The following is a 16657-nucleotide window of genomic DNA, read 5'->3' as shown; positions in this document are numbered from 1 at the left end:
TGGGTATCCGCTCACCCTCCCTGATGGCTATTGACCCCGAAATACGACCTCTGTATGATGCACCTCCTTGCCTGATGTTCCCCCGTAGTTCAGTCGGTAGAACGGCGGACTGTTAATCCGTATGTCACTGGTTCAAGTCCAGTCGGGGGAGCCAATTCCTCACCATCTCGGTGCAAGTTATCCACTTTAGTGCTTTCCTCTTCCAATTTTAATGCACAAGCCCTTCCCTGCGGCCTGACTCCCTTTTGATCTCCCGATACTGACCAGCAGCGTTTTGTTCTGCTGCGCATAACTATTTGATTTTTATAGAAACAATTAATTGCAGGTATTTTTTGAACAGTCCTTGCAGCCCAGTATTGGCGCGGCTTTCAGCCTGATCGCCAAGTTTCATGAACAGGGTTATCCACAGTTTCTGTGGGTAACTTGACCAAAGCCACGGTTCATCTGGGCTGGCAGCCATTGTCCCCGGTTTGCGCTGGCTGCCCCCGCTCTTCCCCATTTTCTGCTGTTTTTCCCTTCCCCCCTAAATGGGATGAATCGACTCGCGGTGCTGCCTGTGGGTGATTTTTTTTCGCTATGCCGCATCCTGCGGGTCAGCCCTCGCCGGATGAGTCATAAGTCTCTTTTGTAACCCTTCAATTTCCTCAGTGGAAAATGCTGAAAAACGTGCCCGTTTGCTCCCCATGCAGCAGGTAATAAATTGTCCACAGGAGTGTCATCCCCTCGCGGCTCGACAGCATATTTCACTCATTGACAGCGGGCCTTGCAGCGTAAAATAGAGGTGTTTTCCCCAGCCCCCCCTCGCATCCCTATCTTCACCGAAGAGACCAGCACTTAACTGGCTGTTAATCCGCTTTGGCGCTTCTTTCTTGATACAGGATCCGGCACAATATCGGCCCCACTTTTTTCCTCGGTTTTTCCGGGCATGACCATAGATTTCGTGACATTGCTACATCAAAGCGACTCCCTGCTGCTGTTCGTGGTACTGGCCTTCGGGCTGCTGCTGGGCAAGGTACGCATCGGCAACTTCCAGATAGGCAACACCATAGGCGTGCTCTTCACCGCCCTGCTGTTTGGCCAGATGGGATTCCAGTTTTCCACCTCCACTGAAAACGTCGGCTTCATGCTGTTCATCTTCTGCGTGGGGATTGAAGCGGGGCCGCACTTTTTCAGCGTCTTCCTTCGCGACGGCATCCACTACATCACCCTGACCCTGGTGATCCTGCTGTCGGCCCTGCTGCTGACCGTGGGGCTCGCCAAGTTCTTCAATCTGGGGCCCGGCATGGCCGCCGGCATTCTGGCAGGTTCCCTCACCTCCACGCCGGCCCTGGTGGGGGCCCAGGACGCCCTGCGAAGCGGATTGCTCAACCTGCCCCACCAGACCGACATGCAGTCGGTGCTCGACAACATGGGGATAGGCTACGCCCTGACCTACCTGGTGGGCCTGGTGGGCCTGATGCTGGTGGTACGCTACCTTCCTTCCCTGGCCAGGCTGGATCTCAACACCGAGGCCCAGAAGATCGCCCGCGAGCGGGGGCTCTCCGACAGCGAGAGCCGCAAGACCTATCTGCCCATCATCCGCGCCTATCGGGTCGGCCCGGAGCTCGCAGCCTGGATCGGCGGTCGCACCCTGCGCGAAACCGGCATCTATCCCCACACCGGCTGCTATGTGGAGCGCATTCGCCGCAACGGCATTCTGGCCAGCCCCGATGGTGACGCCGTCATTCAGGAAGGGGACGAGATCGCCCTGGTGGGCTACCCCGAGAGCCACGAGAAGCTCGACGTCAACTACCGCAACGGCAAGGAGGTGTTCGATCGCAACCTCCTTGACCTGCAGATCGTCACCGAAGAGATCGTGGTGAAAAATGATGCCGTGGTGGGTCGCCATCTGGTGGAGCTCAACCTCACCGAGAAGGGATGCTTCCTCAACCGGGTGGTGCGCTCCCAGATAGAGATGCCGTTCGATCGCAACATCATGCTGCAAAAGGGCGACGTGCTGCAGATCAGCGGCGAGAAGCAGCGGGTCAAGCTGCTGGCCAACAAGATAGGCTTCATCAGCATCCACAGCCAGACCACGGATCTGGTGGCCTTCGCCACCTTCTTCGTGCTGGGCCTGCTCATCGGCTCCGTCTCCCTGGTGTTCGGCCAGATAGAGTTCGGCCTCGGCAATGCCGTCGGCCTGCTGCTGGCGGGGATCCTGATGGGCTACCTGCGTGCCAACCACCCCACGGTGGGCTATGTGCCACCAGGCGCCCTGCGCCTTGCCAAGGATCTCGGACTCGCCGTCTTCATGGTGAGTACCGGCCTCAAGGCCGGGGGCGGCATCCTTGATCACCTGAGCGAAGTGGGGATGGTGGTACTCTTCTCCGGCATGCTGGTGACCACCTTGCCAGTGCTGGTAGGCTACCTGTTCGGTGTCTGGGTGCTGAAAATGAACCCGGCCCTGCTGCTTGGTGCCATCACCGGGGCCCGTACCTGCGCCCCGGCCATGGACGTGGTGAACGAGGCGGCCAACAGCTCCATCCCGGCGCTCGGCTACGCCGGCACCTATGCGGTGGCCAACGTCATGCTGACCCTGGCGGGCTCCTTCATCATCGGCTTCTGGTTCTAGCCGCCGAGTACCTGCCCGCCCATGAAAAAAGGGAGCCTCGAGGCTCCTTTTTTCATGGGCGGGCACTCCTGGATGGAATAGTGAAAATCGTGCTATGGGGACGGGTCTATCAAACCCAATAAGCTAAATCCTCTACAAGGTGCCACTTACACTCAATAAAACGAGCGAGGTGTAAGTGATGAAACGCGCATGGATGATTGTGATCTGGTGGTTCTGCTCCCTGACGCCAGCCTGGGGGGCCGAATCCGGCAAGCAGGTGGCCCCCGAGGCAGAGACGGAGAAAAGCGCCCTGAGCTTTGCAAACGACGAGCTTGCCAAACCCAGGCTGGGAGATCTCGACGTCATGCTGGAGCAGCGCACCATCCGGGTGCTCACCACCTACAACAAGACAGGATTTTTCATCACCAAGGGCGTGCAACGGGGGGCCACCTACGATGCCTTCATGCAGGTGGAAAAGCGCCTCAACGAACAGTTGCGCAAGCAAAAGGCGATCAAACGCCACCTCAAGGTGCACTTCGTCTTCATTCCCGTGGCCCGGGAAGCCCTGCTGGCCTCCCTCATCGAAGGCAAAGGCGACATCGCCGCCGCCAACCTCACCATCACGGACAAACGCAGGCAACAGGGTATCGCCTTCACCGATCCCCTGCTTGAAAACGTGCGGGAGCTGCTCGTCTCCGGACCCCTCTCCCCCAAGGTGGAAAGCGCCGCCGATCTCGGGGGCCAGCGCGTCTTCGTACGCCCCTCCTCCAGCTACTACGAGAGCCTGCTCGCCTACAACCAGGCCCGCAAGTCGGCGGGAGAGCCCCTCATCGACCTCCAACCCGCCTCGGAGGTGCTCGAAGATGAAGATCTGGTGGAGATGGTGAACGCAAGCCTGCTCCCCTTCATCGTCATGGACGAGCACAAGGCCCGCTTCTGGAAAAAGATTTTCCCCGGGATCACCATTCACGACACCCCCGTGTTCCGGGAGGGGGGCGTCATCGCCTGGGCGGTGCGCAAGGAGAGCCCCCAATTGCTCGCCATGCTCAACGAGCAGATAAAGGCGCTGCGCGGCAAGGCGACGGGGGACGAGATCCTGGCCCGTTATCTCAAGCAGAACAAGTTCGTCAAAAGCGCCGCCGCCGAGGCGGAGCGCAAGAAATTCCTGCAGGTGGTCGAGCTGTTCCGTGAATATGGCGAACGCTATGACATGGACTGGCTGCTGATGGCGGCCCAGGGCTACCAAGAGTCCGCCCTCAACCACCAGGCCCGCAGCCATGTGGGCGCCATCGGCATCATGCAGATCATGCCCGCCACCGGCAAGGGGCTGAAGGTCGGCGACATCCGCAAGCTCGAGCCCAATATTCACGGCGGCGTCAAATACATGCGCTGGATGATCGATCACTACTATGCGGACGAGCCCATGACCGCCCTCGACAAGGCCCTCTTCTCGTTCGCCTCCTACAATGCCGGCCCCGCCCGGGTGGCGCGGCTCCGCGCCGAGGCCAGAAAACGGGGGCTGGATCCCAACGTCTGGTTCCACAATGTCGAGTACGTAGCGGCGGAGAAGATTGGCCCCGAGACGGTCACCTATGTGGGCAACATCTACAAGTACTACATCGCCTACAAGCTGGTGATGGAGCAGGTGGCCCTGCGCCAGCAGGCGAGCGATGCCCTGAAACAGGAGGCGAAGGAGGACGTCAGCACATCGGCGGCGAAACCGACCCAGTGAGCCTTGCCGGACGAGGCGCTCACGAGCGCCTCGTTTCTATGCGCGCGCCCCTCTTCGGCCCATGACCAGAATGAACACAATGGTCACAACAGCCTTAATAGCCATTACGGTCAGATTGTTTTCCAGCCAGACATGATTAATTAACCTTCTTGCAACAATCACAAGGAGAGCACCATGTTGCAAGGAACCCTCAAACGCACCCTGATCGGTAGCCTGCTCGCACTGAGCGTCGGCGCCCACGCCCAGATCAACGAAGTCCACTTCCTGATCCCGGGCGGCGCTGGCGGCGGCTGGGATACCACGGCCCGCGGCACCGGTGAAGTGCTGGCCAAGTCCGGTCTGGTCAAGACCGTCTCCTACCAGAACATGTCCGCCGGTGGCGGCGCCAAGGCCATCGCCCACCTCATCGAGACCTCGGCCCAGTCCGACAAGACCCTGATGGTCAACTCCACCCCCATCATCGTCAAATCCCTCTCCAAGGAGCTGCCCCAGTCCTTCCGTGACCTGACGCCAGTGGCCGCCATCATCGCCGACTACCAGGCACTGGCGGTGAAAGCGGACTCCCCCTATCAGAACTGGGCCCAGCTGCTGGCAGCCTACGAGGAGAACCCGGCCAAGGTGAAGATCGCCGGGGGCTCCGCCCGTGGCAGCCTGGATCACCTGGTCGCCGCCCTGACCTTCAAGAACGCCGGGGCTGACGCCAGCAAGCTGCGCTACGTCGCCTACGATGCCGGTGGCAGCGCCATGGCCGCCGTGCTGGCCGGAGAGACCCAGGCCATCTCCACCGGCTTTGGCGAGGCAATGGAAGCGGTCAAGTCGGGCCAGATGCGGATCCTCGGGGTCACTTCCGACAAACGCCTGCCGGGGGCGGAGCAGATCCCCACCTTCAGCGAGCAGAACAACCCCACCGTCTTCGCCAACTGGCGCGGTTACTTCGCCTCCCCCACCATCAGCCCGGAGAAATCCGCCGAGTTTGCCGCCCTGCTCAAGCAGATGTACGACAAGCCGGAGTGGGAAGTGGTCCGCAGCCGCAACAGCTGGACCAACCTCTACCAGTCAGGTCCCGAGTTCACCGCCTTCCTTAACGGCCAGGAGCAGCAGATCGGCGGCCTGATGCGCGAGCTCGGCTTCATCAAATAACCCTCGCTGTCCCATCGCAGGCGGGCGCAGGCCCGCCGCTCATGTTGGAGTCAAAAGATGAACATTACCAAGGAGCGACTGGGGGGCCTGCTGTTTCTGCTGCTCTCCCTCGCCTATGGCTACTACGCCACCGAGATACCGGGCTACCCCGGCGACGAATATGAACCCTTCACCGCCAGCACCCTGCCCTATGCCCTGGCCGGGATCGGGGCGCTGCTCTCCCTGCTGCTGGTGCTCTTCCCCGGGGGCGAGCCCCTGCGCCGGGAAGAGGGAGACTGGCGCCGGGTCTTCATCCTGCTCGGGCTCATGGTCATCTACGGACTGGGGCTCACCTGGTTTGGCTTCGTGCTCTCGACCATCGCCTTCCTGAGCGTGGGCATCCGGGTACTCGGTGAGCCCAGCCTGCGCTACGGCCTGATGATCAGCGTCCCCTTCTCCATCGGCTTCTGGGCCCTGCTCACCAAGGGGCTCAACGTCTATCTGGAGCCGGGTCGCCTGTTCACCCTGCTCGGTTTCTAAGGAGTCACCATGTTAGACGGAATCTTGCAAGGACTCGGCACCGCACTGCTGCCGGTCAACCTGATGATGGTGGTGCTTGGCTGCTTCATCGGCACCTTTATCGGCATGTTGCCGGGCCTTGGCCCGGTCACCGCCATCGCCCTGATGATCCCCATCACCTATGGCCTGGATCCGGCCTCCGGCATCATCTTGATGGCGGGGGTCTATTACGGCGCCATCTTCGGGGGCTCCACCTCCTCCATCCTGATCAACGCCCCCGGCTGCTCCGCCACCGTGGTCACCGCCTTCGACGGCTATCCCCTGGCCTGCAAGGGACAGGCGGGCAAGGCGCTGGCCATCGCCGCCTACGCCTCCTTCACCGGCGGCACCCTCTCCGCCATCATGCTGATGGTGGCGGCGCCCCTGCTCGCCAAGGTCTCCCTCTCCTTCCAGTCGGCGGACTACTTCGCCCTCATGGTGCTGGGCCTCTCCGCCGTGGCGGCCTTTGCCGGCAAGGGGCAGGTGCTCAAGGCGCTGATCATGGCGCTGTTCGGCATCATGATCTCCACCATCGGCATCGACCGCAGCGTCGGGGTGGACAGGTTCACCTTCGGGTTGCCGGATCTGCGTGACGGCTTCTCCTTCCTGCTGCTGGCCATGGCCACCTTTGCCCTCGCAGAGATCCTGATGGCGGTGCTGCGCCCCGGCAAGGACAACAGCGAGGAAGAGGCCAGGCAGATGCAGCAGCTCGGCAGCCTCAAGCTCAGCAAGGAAGAGGTCAGGGAGATCGCGCCTCCCATCGCCCGATCTTCGGTGCTGGGCTTTCTCATCGGCGTGCTGCCGGGAGCCGGTGCCACCATCGCCGCCTTCATGGCCTATGGGGCCGAGCGCAACATCGCCGGCAAGCAGCGCCAGGAGCAGTTCGGCAAGGGCAGCCTGCGCGGCCTGGCCGCCCCGGAAGCGGCCAACAACGCCGCCTCCACCGGCTCCTTCGTGCCCCTGCTGACCCTGGGGATCCCGGGCTCCGGCACCACGGCCCTCATCCTGGGCGCCCTGGTGGCCTACGGCATCCAGCCGGGCCCGCGTCTGTTCATGGAGCATCCGGACGTCTTCTGGTCGGTGATCATCTCCATGTATCTGGGCAACGTGGTGCTGTTGATCCTGAACCTCCCCCTCATCCCCTACCTGGCCCGGGTACTGGCGGTGCCGCGCCCCGTGCTCATCCCCATGGTGCTGCTGTTCTCCCTGACCGGGGTCTATCTGGTCTCCTTCAACACCATGGACATCCATGTGATGGCCATCGTTGCACTGATCGCCATCGGCCTGCGCCTGCTCACCTTCCCCATGGCCCCCATGCTGCTCGGCTTCATCCTGGGAGGCATGCTGGAGGACAACCTGCGCCGGGCCCTGGTGATCAACGACGGCAGCCTGAGCTTCCTGTGGGAGCGCCCCATCACCCTCGCCTTCACGGTGATCACCCTGACCATGTTGCTGCTGCCCGTCTGGCAGTGGTGGCAGGCTCGCCGGGCCCCCAAGGGGGAGCCTGCCACCAGCCACTGAATCGATGATCCTCTGCCACCTCTGAACCCTGCCCATAACGCGCAGAGACCTTGATGCCCACGGGAAGCAAACCCTGATAAAAAGAGCGCCGAAAGGCGCTCTTTTCTTGTCTGGACAGCAGGTTCCGGGCGACCGGATCACGGCTTGCGGTAACGCCGCTCCGGCCGCCCGACGGTGCCATATTCGAGCTCTGGGCTCGCCAGTTGCTGCCCCACCAGAAATTCCAGATAGCGGCGCGCCGTGGTCCGGCTCACCCCTATCCGGCTGCCTATCTCCTCGGCACTGGCGGCCTCCGGAGTCAGGGCCGTCAGCACCCGCTGCAGGGTGAGAGCATCGATGCCCTTGGGCAGTCCCTCTGCCGCCACCTGCTGCAACGGCGTACCGAACAGGGTGTCCACCGCCTGCTGGTCGATGTCGGCCAACGCCGCCAGGGCGGCGATGCTCTGACGGTATTTCTCCAGGGTGTCGCGCAGCCGCTCGAACACCACGGGCTTCAAGATGAAATCCACCACCCCGAGGCGCATCGCCTCCTGCAGGGCAGCGGCTTCCCGCGCCGCGGTGAGCAGGATCACATCCAGACTCGCCCCCGCCTGGCGCAGCTCTCTCAATAGCGAGAACCCCTCTCCATCGGGCAACCAGACATCCAGCAGCACCAGATCGGGCCGGAGGATCCCTATCTGCTCCCTGGCATCGAACAGGGTCAACGCCACCCCCAGCACCTCAAAACCGGCGAGGCGCTGCACGAAGCGGCGGTGGATCTCGGCAATGGCGGGATCATCCTCGACGATCAGGATCTTGATCACTCACACCTCCTTGGGAATGTAACAGACGACGCAACTTCCCTGCGTCGTGGCTTCGATGGTGATCTCCCCCTGCAGGGCATCCAGGGTCTTGCGCACCAGGGAGAGCCCGATACCGTGTCCTGGCTCGGGCTTGCTGCTGACCCCCTGTTCGAACAACCTGTCCGCCAACTGCGGGTCGATGCCGCCAGCCCCATCCTCCACCTCCAGCACCAGATCCTGCCCCAGATCGCTCAGGGAAACCCGGATGGGCTGATAGGGCGCACCGTGGCGGCGGGTCGCCTCGAAGGCGTTGTCGATGAGGTTGCCCAGCACCGTTACCAGCTGGGAACCGCTGACACGGGCAGGAATATCGTGCAGACGGGCATCGGGATCGATCACGAGCTCAAGACCGAGCTCGTGGGCCCTGTGGTATTTGCCGAGCAGCAACCCCGCCACCTTGGGTTTGGCGATGGCCCCCATCAGGAAGCCGAGCAGGGTCTGCTCGGTGGCCGCCTCCCGCCCGATGAAGGCGAGCGCCTCCCGGGTGGCACCGAGCTCAATGAGGCCGGCGATGGTCCCGAGCTGGTTGTTGTGCTCGTGGGTCTGCACCCGCAGCAGATCGCTGTAGGCCTGCACCTGGGAGAGCTGGGCGCTGAGTTCCGCCAGCTCGTCCTTGCGGCGAAAACTCGACACGGCGCCGATCAGCTTGCCCTCGCGCACCAGCGGCAAGCGGTTGACGATGAGGGACTGGCCGTTGAGCACTATCTCCTCGTCAAACTGGGGGGTCTGCTCTTGCAGGATGGAGAGCATGCGACTGCCCGGCAGCAGGTGACCGATGGGCTGGCCGATGGCGCTCCTGGCGGTGGTGTCGTCCAGGCGCAGCAGCTTGATGCCGTTGGGGTTCAGGGAGGTGAGGCGCCCTTGCTCGTCGATGGTGAGGATCCCCTCGCGCACCGTGCGCAGGGTACAGTCGAGCTCCGCATAGAGACGCCCCATCTGCTCGGGTTCAAAGCCGAAAATCGCCTTCTTGTAGCGTCGGGCCAGCCAGGCGGCGGCGACACTGTTGAGTACCACAATGAGCAATGTCATGGCCAGGCCAAAGCGCAAATAGCCCTGCAGATCCGCATCGATGTCCCGCACCAGATAGCCGACCGACACCACCCCGATGATCTTGCCCATCTCGTCCCGGATGGGCCCCTTGCCGCGCACCGAGATCCCAAGGGACCCTTGGGCCCTGGAGATATAGGCTTCTCCCTGCAGGGCACGCTCGGGATCATCCCCCACCATGGCTTTGCCAATCCGGTCCGCATTGGGGTGCACCAGGCGGCGTGCCTGCCTGTCCCCGATGACGATGTAGCTGGCCCCGACCTCGGCGCGGATCCGCTCCACCAGGGCATTGAGGCGGACCGTATCCGCCCGCTTCACCCCGGCGATGACGCCGGACTCCCGCGCCACCAGCCGTGCCACATCCAGGGCCTGATCCCCCACCTCACGGTAGCGCTGCTCGGCGACATAGTAGTAGCTGGCCCCGCTCAGCAACACCAGTTGCAGCAGACTGACCAGACAGAGAATGAGCAGGAAGCGTCCTTGCAACCCGAGCCTCATGCCTCCTTGTCGCCTCGCAACAAGTCGAGCAGCAGACTGCCATCGCGCAGGGCCTTGTGCACCTGCACCGAGGTGGGTTTGGTGGGATCTTCGTAGAAGTGGGTGGATTCAATCTGCAGGCGCACCAGGTACTCGGCGGGCAACTGGCTTGCCAGGGACTGGTGCAACATGGGGAAGAGCAGTCGATCGGCCCGGGTGATCTCCCCCCCGAGCAGCAGCTTGCCCGGATTGAGCAGGCAGATGAGGTTCGCCAGTACCCGGGAGAGACGGCCCGCTGCCTGGTGCAGGATGTCCTGACACAGGCTGTTGCCCGCCAGCGCCAGCTCGCACAGCTCGCGGATGGTGACGCTTTCGGGCAGATCGAACTCCTGCATCCGTTCGCGCAGCTCCCGATATTGCGCCTCCAGCGCCTGATTGGTCACGAGGGTGCAGGCGCAGCCGAAGCCACCGCAGTAGCAGCGCTGGCCATAGGGTTCGAGCTGCAGGTGGCTGAGATCCCCGAGCAGAGCCGACTCGCTCTCGATGAGCTGGCCATTGACCACCATGCCGACCCCGATGTCGTTGTGCACGAACACCAGCACCGCATCCGAACAGTTCCTGGCGGCGCCCCACTCCCGCTCGGCCTGGATCCAGGTGCGCACGTCGCCGCTCACCAGCACGGGTACCGAGAAGGCCTCCTGCAGGGTGGGACCGAGGGGCCAGTTGCGCAGATCGTAATAGGGAAAATGCTTGACCATGCCGGAGTGGCGCTCCACCTGGCCGGGGAGGCAGAGGGCGATGCAGGCCAGACGCAGCGCCTTCTTGGGCAAAAAGCCCTCGATGGCCCGCACCAGGCTGGCCAGCAGCTCGGCACGCTCCGCCTCGTTGAAGACATGGCGATGGCGCGCCAGGGAGTGACCCGCGAGATCGAACAGGGCCATGTCCACATAGCCGCGCCCCAGGCGCATGGAGAGAAACTGGAAGCGGCGCTCGTTGATGCGCAGCAGGGTCTGGCGACGGCCACGCCCCACCGAGCTCTCGCCGCAGGTGACCACCAGGCCGCCGTCCAGCAGCTCGCGGGTGATCTTGGTGATGCTGGCAGGCGACAGGCCGGTCAGACGGGACAGATCGGTACGGGACAGCTCCTTGTGCTCCTCCAGGCTGGCATAGACCAGGCCGTAGTTGAGCTGACGGATCAAATCGATACTGCCTTTCACGATCTCATTCATAGGGTTGGGGCTAACGAAAGGAACGAATGGCGCGATTTTCACACATTCTGCGCCGATCCCCAAATTTGCCGTCTGGAAATCCTGTCCAGACGGCAAAAATGTGATTAGTAACGGAAGCGGGAGACGAGTTGGCGCAATTTGTCACCCGTGCCTGCCAGGGCGCGGGTGGTGGTGCTGGACTCCCCGGACGCCTCGGTCAGCTCGCTGACGATCTGCTGGATGGCCACCAGGTTCTTGTTGATCTCCTCGGAGACCGCGTGCTGCTCCTCGGCGGCCGTGGCGATCTGGATGTTCATGTCGTTGATGGTGCCGACCGCCGCCACCATGCTGTCCAGGGAGCTGGCGATGTGGCTCGCCTCCTGCACCGTCTCCTGGCTGCGTGCCTCGCTGGCCTGCATCACCTCCACCGCCTGTTTCACTCCGCCCTGCAGGCGCTGGAGCATCTCGTTGATCTCCTTGGTGCTCTGCTGGGTACGGCCCGCGAGGGATCGCACCTCGTCCGCCACCACCGCAAAGCCGCGCCCCTGCTCGCCCGCCCGGGCCGCCTCGATGGCGGCGTTGAGGGCCAGCAGGTTGGTCTGATCGGCGATGCCGCGAATGACCTCCACCACGGAGCCTATCTTGCCGGTCTCGTGGGCGAGCTGCTCGATGACCCCGGCCGCCACATGCACTTCGTCCACCAGCCGGTTGATGCTGCCGATGGCGCTGTTCACCACGCCGCGGGCCGCATCGGACTCGCGGGCCGCATCGCTGGTGGCGCTGGCGGCGTTGGAAGCGCTCGCCGCCACCTCCTGGGCGGTGGAGCTCATCTCGGTCACCGCGGTCACCACCTGATCCGTCTCCTTGCCGTGGCCCTGCATCTGCCTGTCCGCATGCTCGCTCAGGCTATGCAGCCGATCCACGGCCCCCAGCAACTGGTGACTGGTTTCCCCCACCTGGCTCACCACCGACTGGATCCGCTCGACGAAGCGGTTGAAGGCGGCGGCCAGCTGCCCCACCTCGTCCTTGCTCTGCACCTTGAGGCGCTGGGTCAGATCCCCGTCCCCGTCGGCGATGTCATTGAGTGCGGCAACCGCATCCGCCAGCGGGCGGGTGACCCGGTTGCCGATCACCACGGTGGCCGCCAGGGTCACCCCCAGGATCACCAGGATGAACAGCACCCCGGTTTTCAGGGAGCCATACATGGTCTCCTCCCGCTCGCTGCGCAGGGTGGCCAGCTCATTGTCGATGTCGTCGATGTAGAAGCCCGTGCCCATGACCCACTGATACTTGTCGAGCACCAGATTGAAGGAGAGCTTGGGGGCATCCCGCCCGATAGAGGGTTTGTTGGTCCAGTACTCCGAGAAGCCATCTCCTTCCCGCGCCGACTTGATGATCCCCTGAATGAGGAAGGCACCCTTGGTATCCTTGTCCTGCCAGCGGTTCTTCCCCTCCATCTCGGGCCGTGTCGGCAGCAGCACGGTATTGCCCTGATAGTCGTAGACGAAGAAGTAGCCGTCGCTGCCATAGCGCAGCGGCCGCAATATCTCCTTCACCTGCTGGCGCACTTCGGGGCTGTCAGGCTTGCCGTAGCTGCCCTCGATGGCCGTCTTGGCCAGCATCAGATAACTGCTGAGCAGCGCCTTGCGCTCCTTGATTGCCCTCTCCCGCGCCACCACCAGATCCGATTCCAGATCGCTCCTGGCCACCAGGTAGTTGCTGAGATTGACCACCAGGGCCATCAGCAGCACGGGGATGGCCCCCAGTAACAGGATCTTCTGCTTAAGTGTCATTGTGTCACCCTTTGTGCTGTGTTCATTGCTGCATGATGTCTGCCTAAACGGCATGGGAAGCTGGCCGAAAGGGAAGTGCGTTCGCTACAATCCCGCCACCTTTCATTATCGACCAGATGAGCTGACTCATGAACCTATGTCCTTGCGGTTCCTCTCTTTTTCTTGCCAAGTGCTGCGGTGTACTCCACGCAGGCCAGCCCGCCGCCACCCCGGAGCAGCTGATGCGATCCCGCTACAGCGCCTTCGTGCTGGGATTGGGAGAATATCTGGTACACAGCTGGCACCCGGACTATCTGAACGGGCTGACCGCGGCCGACCTCTCATCGACCGACACCCGCTGGGATGGCCTCGAGATCCTCGCCAGCCAGGGCGACCCCGATGACATCCTCGGCATGGTGGAATTCAAGGCCTGGTTCCTGGAGGGGGACGAACGTCACTGCCTCCATGAGCGCTCCCGCTTCGTGCGCCATCAGGGGCGCTGGGTCTACACCGACGGCGAGCAGGATCCGGCGCCGCTGCGGGTCGGGCGAAACGACCCCTGCCCCTGTGGCAGCGGCAAGAAGTTCAAGAAGTGCTGCGGCTGAGGTTTCCCCCACGCGCCCTCTGGCCAGCCCCCGGGCTGGCCTTCTCCCCTCCCGTCATGCTTTCCCCTGCCTGCCTCGACGGTGACGTGAGGTTCATCACATTTCGCTCATCGCCCCACATTTAATGAGCGTTTACGAACATTAATTTGGCCCATATCAAACATTTTACGTCGTGGAGGCGCCACACTGGCCTCATCTGGAAGAGATGAGACGGGCACGAATGAAAAGAATCACCACACAAGTCGTCATCATAGGGGGGGGCGCCACCGGCGCCGGCATCATGCGCGATTGCGCGCTGCGCGGCATCGACTGCATCCTGCTTGAGCGGGACGACATCGCCGCCGGCACCACGGGCCGCAACCATGGCCTACTCCACTCCGGCGCCCGCTACGCGGTGACGGATCAGGAGTCCGCCCGCGAATGCATTCAGGAGAACCGCATCCTCAAGCGGATCGCCAGCCACTGCGTCGAGGACACCGGCGGCCTCTTCATCACCCTGCCGGAAGATGACATCCATTTTCAAAATACCTTCATGGACGCCTGCGCCCTGGCGGGCATCGACGCCCGCCAGCTGGATCCCGCCGAGGCGCTGCGCCTTGAACCCAACGTCAACCCGGCGCTGATCGGTGCCATCCAGGTGCCGGACGGCACGGTCGATCCCTTCCGTCTGGCTGCCGCCAACGTGCTGGATGCCAAGGAGCACGGCGCCCACATCTTCACCCACAGCAAGGTGCTGGGGCTTTTGCGCACCCAGGATAGGGTGCACGGGGTCAAGGCCATCAACACCCGCACCGGCGAAGCGTTCGAGGTGGAGTGCCAGGAGGTGATCAACGCCGCCGGCATCTGGGGCCAGCAGATCTGCGAGTACGCCGATCTCGGCATCCGCATGTTCCCGGCCAAGGGCTCATTGCTCATCATGGATTACCGCATCAACCAGCTGGTGCTCAACCGCTGCCGCAAACCGGCGGATGCGGACATCCTGGTGCCGGGCGATACCATCTCCCTCATCGGCACCACCTCGAGCCGCATCGATTACCACAAGATTGACCAGCTCACCGTCGAGCCCGAAGAGGTGGAGGTGCTGCTGCGCGAGGGAATAAAACTGGCCCCCATCATGGCCCGCACCCGATTGCTGCGCGCCTACGCCGGCGTTCGCCCCCTGGTGGCAGTGGATGGCGACGAGTCCGGCCGCAACATCAGCCGTGGCATCGTGCTGCTGGATCACGCCGAGCGAGATGGCCTCCAGGGGTTCAACACCATCACAGGCGGCAAGCTGATGACCTACCGGCTGATGGCCGAATGGGCCACCGACTTGCTTGCCAAAAAGCTTGGCAACAGCAAGCCCTGCCGCACCGCCGAGCTGAGCCTGCCCGGCTCGCGGGATCCGGAGAAGGTCTCCGCCCCCGGTCTCTCGGTACCCGCCGAAGGCTCGGCCCAGTACCGCCACGGCGAGCGGGTCATCGCCTTTTTCCGCGACAATCCCAAGGCCAGCGCCCTCATCTGCGAGTGCGAGATGGTGACCGCGGGCGAGATTGAATACGCCCTGCGGGAGCTCGACGTGGACAACCTGGTGGACTTGCGCCGCCGCACCCGCCTGGGCATGGGCCCCTGTCAGGGGGAGCTGTGCGCCTATCGCGCCGCCGGCCTGATGCAGGAGTACGGCAAGGCGGACGGTCGTCAGGCCTGCGTCATGCTGCGCCAGTTCCTGGAGGAGCGCTACAAGGGCACCCGGCCGGTGCTGTGGGGCGATGCCCTGCGGGAAGCCGAATTTACCTACTGGATCTACGAAGGGCTGTTCGGCCTTGGCGAGTGGACGGCCCCCCACCTGGTGAGCGAGCCCCCCTTCCCGCTCGATGCCAGCACCGCCAATTCCACCAAGGAGCGCAGCCATGAAATTTGACAGCATCGTGATCGGCGGCGGCATGGCGGGCCTCTCGGCGGCCCTGCGCCTCGCCGAGGCCGGCCAGAAGACCCTGCTGATGGCCTCCGGCCAGAGCGCCCTGCACTTCTCCTCCGGCTCGGTGGATCTGCTGGAGAGCGACGGGGATCCCCGCGCCGCCCTGCCCGCCTTCATGGCGGCCCATCCGGATCACCCTTACAGCAAGGTGGGGATGCAGAATATCGAGGGGAGTCTGGCCGACCTGCAACGCCACTGCGCAGAAGAGGGGCTACCCTTGATGCGCCAGGAGCACAACCACCAGCGGCTGACCCCCATCGGCACCCTGAAATCCACCTGGCTCTCCCCAGACACTTGCGCCTGCATGACCGATGCCCCCGCCCCGGACGCCATCCTGCTCGCCACCCTGGAAGGGTTTCGCGATTTTCACCCGGCGCTCGCGGCGGCGAATCTCGCGACCCACGCCCGTTTTGCCCACAGCCGCATCCTGACCGGGGAAATTCGCTTGCCCCAGCTCGCCCAGTTCAGCCGCAATCCCCACGAGTTTCGCTCCGCCGACATCGCCCGCCTGTTCGACAAGCAGGGGCCTGGCCAGCAGGACCTGCTGGCGGATCTGGCCCGCGAGATCAGCCGCATGGTGCAGGGATGCGGCGTGCCCGGCTGTCGCCATATCGTGCTGCCCGCCTGCCTGTCGCTGGGGCTGGTCGGCCCGCGTCTGAGCGAGCTGGAACGGCGCACCGGCTGCACCATCAAGGAGGTGGCCACCATGCCGCCGTCCCTCATCGGCATGCGGATGCAGGAGGCACTCAAGCGCCGCTTCATGACCCTTGGCGGCACCTTCCTCACCAGCGAGCGGGTGCTGGGCGCCCGCTATGACGGCGACAAGGTGATCGGGGTGCACAGCCAGCACGGGGAGGATCAGCTGTTCGAGGCGGACCACTTCGTGCTCGCCTCCGGCAGCTTCTTCAGCCGCGGACTGGAGTCGCGCCTCGGGGGCATTCGTGAACCCATCTTCGATGCCGACGTACTGAGCCTTGCCGAGCGCGACGCCTGGGCCGGCCGCCGCCTGTTCGACCACCACCCCTTCATGGGCTTCGGGGTCAAGACCGACGAGCGGCTGCGGGTGCTGCGCGGCGGCAGACCCCTCGCCAACCTCTACGGCGCCGGCAGCGTGCTGGCGCACTACGATCCGATCAAGGAAGGGTCAGGCTCAGGTGTCGCGGTCGCCACCGGCTGGCAGGCCGCCGGTCACATTTTGAGTTCAGCCCAATGATGATTTCGCCCCATAT

Annotated in this window: 13 protein-coding genes and 1 tRNA gene; 9 read left to right on the top strand and 5 right to left on the bottom strand. The window is 63.5% G+C overall.

The window, feature by feature from the left end:
* Positions 1–78 precede the first annotated feature (78 nt).
* Positions 79–154, top strand: a tRNA-Asn gene (locus C2U30_RS01840).
* Positions 155–292: 138 nt separating this feature from the next.
* Here the strand turns inward: C2U30_RS01840 and C2U30_RS01835 are convergent.
* Complete coding sequence (locus C2U30_RS01835) at positions 293–499, bottom strand: hypothetical protein (protein ID WP_103243048.1); 207 nt, start codon at positions 497–499, stop codon at positions 293–295.
* A gap of 426 nt (positions 500–925) precedes the next feature.
* Between C2U30_RS01835 and C2U30_RS01830 the strand changes: the two genes are divergently transcribed.
* From C2U30_RS01830 to C2U30_RS01810, 5 genes are all read left to right on the top strand, one after another.
* Entirely contained in the window at positions 926–2611 is a 1686-nt protein-coding gene (locus C2U30_RS01830) for an aspartate:alanine antiporter (protein WP_029314601.1), read from the top strand.
* Positions 2612–2789: 178 nt separating this feature from the next.
* A complete protein-coding gene (locus tag C2U30_RS01825) occupies positions 2790–4322 on the top strand; it encodes a lytic transglycosylase F (protein ID WP_103243047.1) in 1533 nt (510 codons plus the stop codon).
* A 174-nt stretch (positions 4323–4496) separates the two neighbouring features.
* The gene (locus tag C2U30_RS01820) at positions 4497–5462 is read left to right on the top strand and encodes a tripartite tricarboxylate transporter substrate binding protein (RefSeq protein ID WP_103243046.1); all 966 of its coding nucleotides are present in this window, start codon (positions 4497–4499) and stop codon (positions 5460–5462) included.
* A gap of 57 nt (positions 5463–5519) precedes the next feature.
* Positions 5520–5981 carry a tripartite tricarboxylate transporter TctB family protein gene (locus C2U30_RS01815; RefSeq protein ID WP_005300329.1) on the top strand — a complete coding sequence of 154 codons (462 nt, stop codon included), beginning with the start codon at positions 5520–5522 and terminating at the stop codon, positions 5979–5981.
* Positions 5982–5990: 9 nt separating this feature from the next.
* Positions 5991–7520, top strand: coding sequence for a tripartite tricarboxylate transporter permease (locus C2U30_RS01810; protein WP_045524545.1), 1530 nt, complete (start codon positions 5991–5993; stop codon positions 7518–7520).
* A 137-nt stretch (positions 7521–7657) separates the two neighbouring features.
* Here the strand turns inward: C2U30_RS01810 and C2U30_RS01805 are convergent, their stop codons facing one another.
* The 4 genes from C2U30_RS01805 to C2U30_RS01790 form a co-directional block, all read right to left on the bottom strand.
* Positions 7658–8323, bottom strand: a complete 666-nt coding sequence (locus C2U30_RS01805; RefSeq protein WP_010674918.1) for a response regulator — start codon at positions 8321–8323, stop codon at positions 7658–7660.
* Entirely contained in the window at positions 8324–9907 is a 1584-nt protein-coding gene (locus tag C2U30_RS01800) for an ATP-binding protein (protein WP_103243045.1), read from the bottom strand.
* Positions 9904–11115, bottom strand: a complete 1212-nt coding sequence (locus tag C2U30_RS01795) for an ROK family transcriptional regulator (RefSeq protein WP_029314606.1) — start codon at positions 11113–11115, stop codon at positions 9904–9906. Before C2U30_RS01795 ends, C2U30_RS01800 begins: the two co-directional genes overlap by 4 nt.
* 104 nt (positions 11116–11219) lie before the next feature.
* Positions 11220–12887 carry a methyl-accepting chemotaxis protein gene (locus C2U30_RS01790; RefSeq protein WP_103243044.1) on the bottom strand — a complete coding sequence of 556 codons (1668 nt, stop codon included), beginning with the start codon at positions 12885–12887 and terminating at the stop codon, positions 11220–11222.
* Positions 12888–13015: 128 nt separating this feature from the next.
* Between C2U30_RS01790 and C2U30_RS01785 the strand changes: the two genes are divergently transcribed.
* The 3 genes from C2U30_RS01785 (at position 13016) to glpB (ending at position 16641) form a co-directional block, all read left to right on the top strand.
* Positions 13016–13471 carry a YchJ family protein gene (locus C2U30_RS01785; protein ID WP_103243043.1) on the top strand — a complete coding sequence of 152 codons (456 nt, stop codon included), beginning with the start codon at positions 13016–13018 and terminating at the stop codon, positions 13469–13471.
* A 220-nt stretch (positions 13472–13691) separates the two neighbouring features.
* Positions 13692–15371 (top strand): anaerobic glycerol-3-phosphate dehydrogenase subunit A, encoded by a 1680-nt coding sequence (glpA, locus tag C2U30_RS01780; protein ID WP_103243042.1) that lies wholly within the window; start codon positions 13692–13694, stop codon positions 15369–15371.
* On the top strand, positions 15361–16641 hold the full coding sequence (gene glpB / locus C2U30_RS01775; protein ID WP_103243041.1) for a glycerol-3-phosphate dehydrogenase subunit GlpB: 1281 nt from the start codon (positions 15361–15363) through the stop codon (positions 16639–16641). The genes glpA and glpB overlap by 11 nt, the downstream gene beginning before the upstream one ends.
* Positions 16642–16657: the final 16 nt, after the last annotated feature.

It is taken from the genome of Aeromonas sp. ASNIH5 (assembly GCF_002902865.1).
GTDB lineage: Bacteria > Pseudomonadota > Gammaproteobacteria > Enterobacterales > Aeromonadaceae > Aeromonas > Aeromonas caviae.
Note: the sequence above shows the minus strand (reverse complement) of the source record. Positions and strands in the feature narration are given on the sequence as shown.

Coding starts and splice junctions, on each gene's coding strand:
- C2U30_RS01835 (WP_103243048.1), bottom strand. CDS start 499: ATGGGGAAGAGCGGGGGCAGCCAGCGCAAACCGGGGACAATGGCTGCC.
- C2U30_RS01830 (WP_029314601.1), top strand. CDS start 926: ATGACCATAGATTTCGTGACATTGCTACATCAAAGCGACTCCCTGCTG.
- C2U30_RS01825 (WP_103243047.1), top strand. CDS start 2,790: ATGAAACGCGCATGGATGATTGTGATCTGGTGGTTCTGCTCCCTGACG.
- C2U30_RS01820 (WP_103243046.1), top strand. CDS start 4,497: ATGTTGCAAGGAACCCTCAAACGCACCCTGATCGGTAGCCTGCTCGCA.
- C2U30_RS01815 (WP_005300329.1), top strand. CDS start 5,520: ATGAACATTACCAAGGAGCGACTGGGGGGCCTGCTGTTTCTGCTGCTC.
- C2U30_RS01810 (WP_045524545.1), top strand. CDS start 5,991: ATGTTAGACGGAATCTTGCAAGGACTCGGCACCGCACTGCTGCCGGTC.
- C2U30_RS01800 (WP_103243045.1), bottom strand. CDS start 9,907: ATGAGGCTCGGGTTGCAAGGACGCTTCCTGCTCATTCTCTGTCTGGTC.
- C2U30_RS01795 (WP_029314606.1), bottom strand. CDS start 11,115: ATGAATGAGATCGTGAAAGGCAGTATCGATTTGATCCGTCAGCTCAAC.
- C2U30_RS01790 (WP_103243044.1), bottom strand. CDS start 12,887: ATGACACTTAAGCAGAAGATCCTGTTACTGGGGGCCATCCCCGTGCTG.
- C2U30_RS01785 (WP_103243043.1), top strand. CDS start 13,016: ATGAACCTATGTCCTTGCGGTTCCTCTCTTTTTCTTGCCAAGTGCTGC.
- glpA (WP_103243042.1), top strand. CDS start 13,692: ATGAAAAGAATCACCACACAAGTCGTCATCATAGGGGGGGGCGCCACC.
- glpB (WP_103243041.1), top strand. CDS start 15,361: ATGAAATTTGACAGCATCGTGATCGGCGGCGGCATGGCGGGCCTCTCG.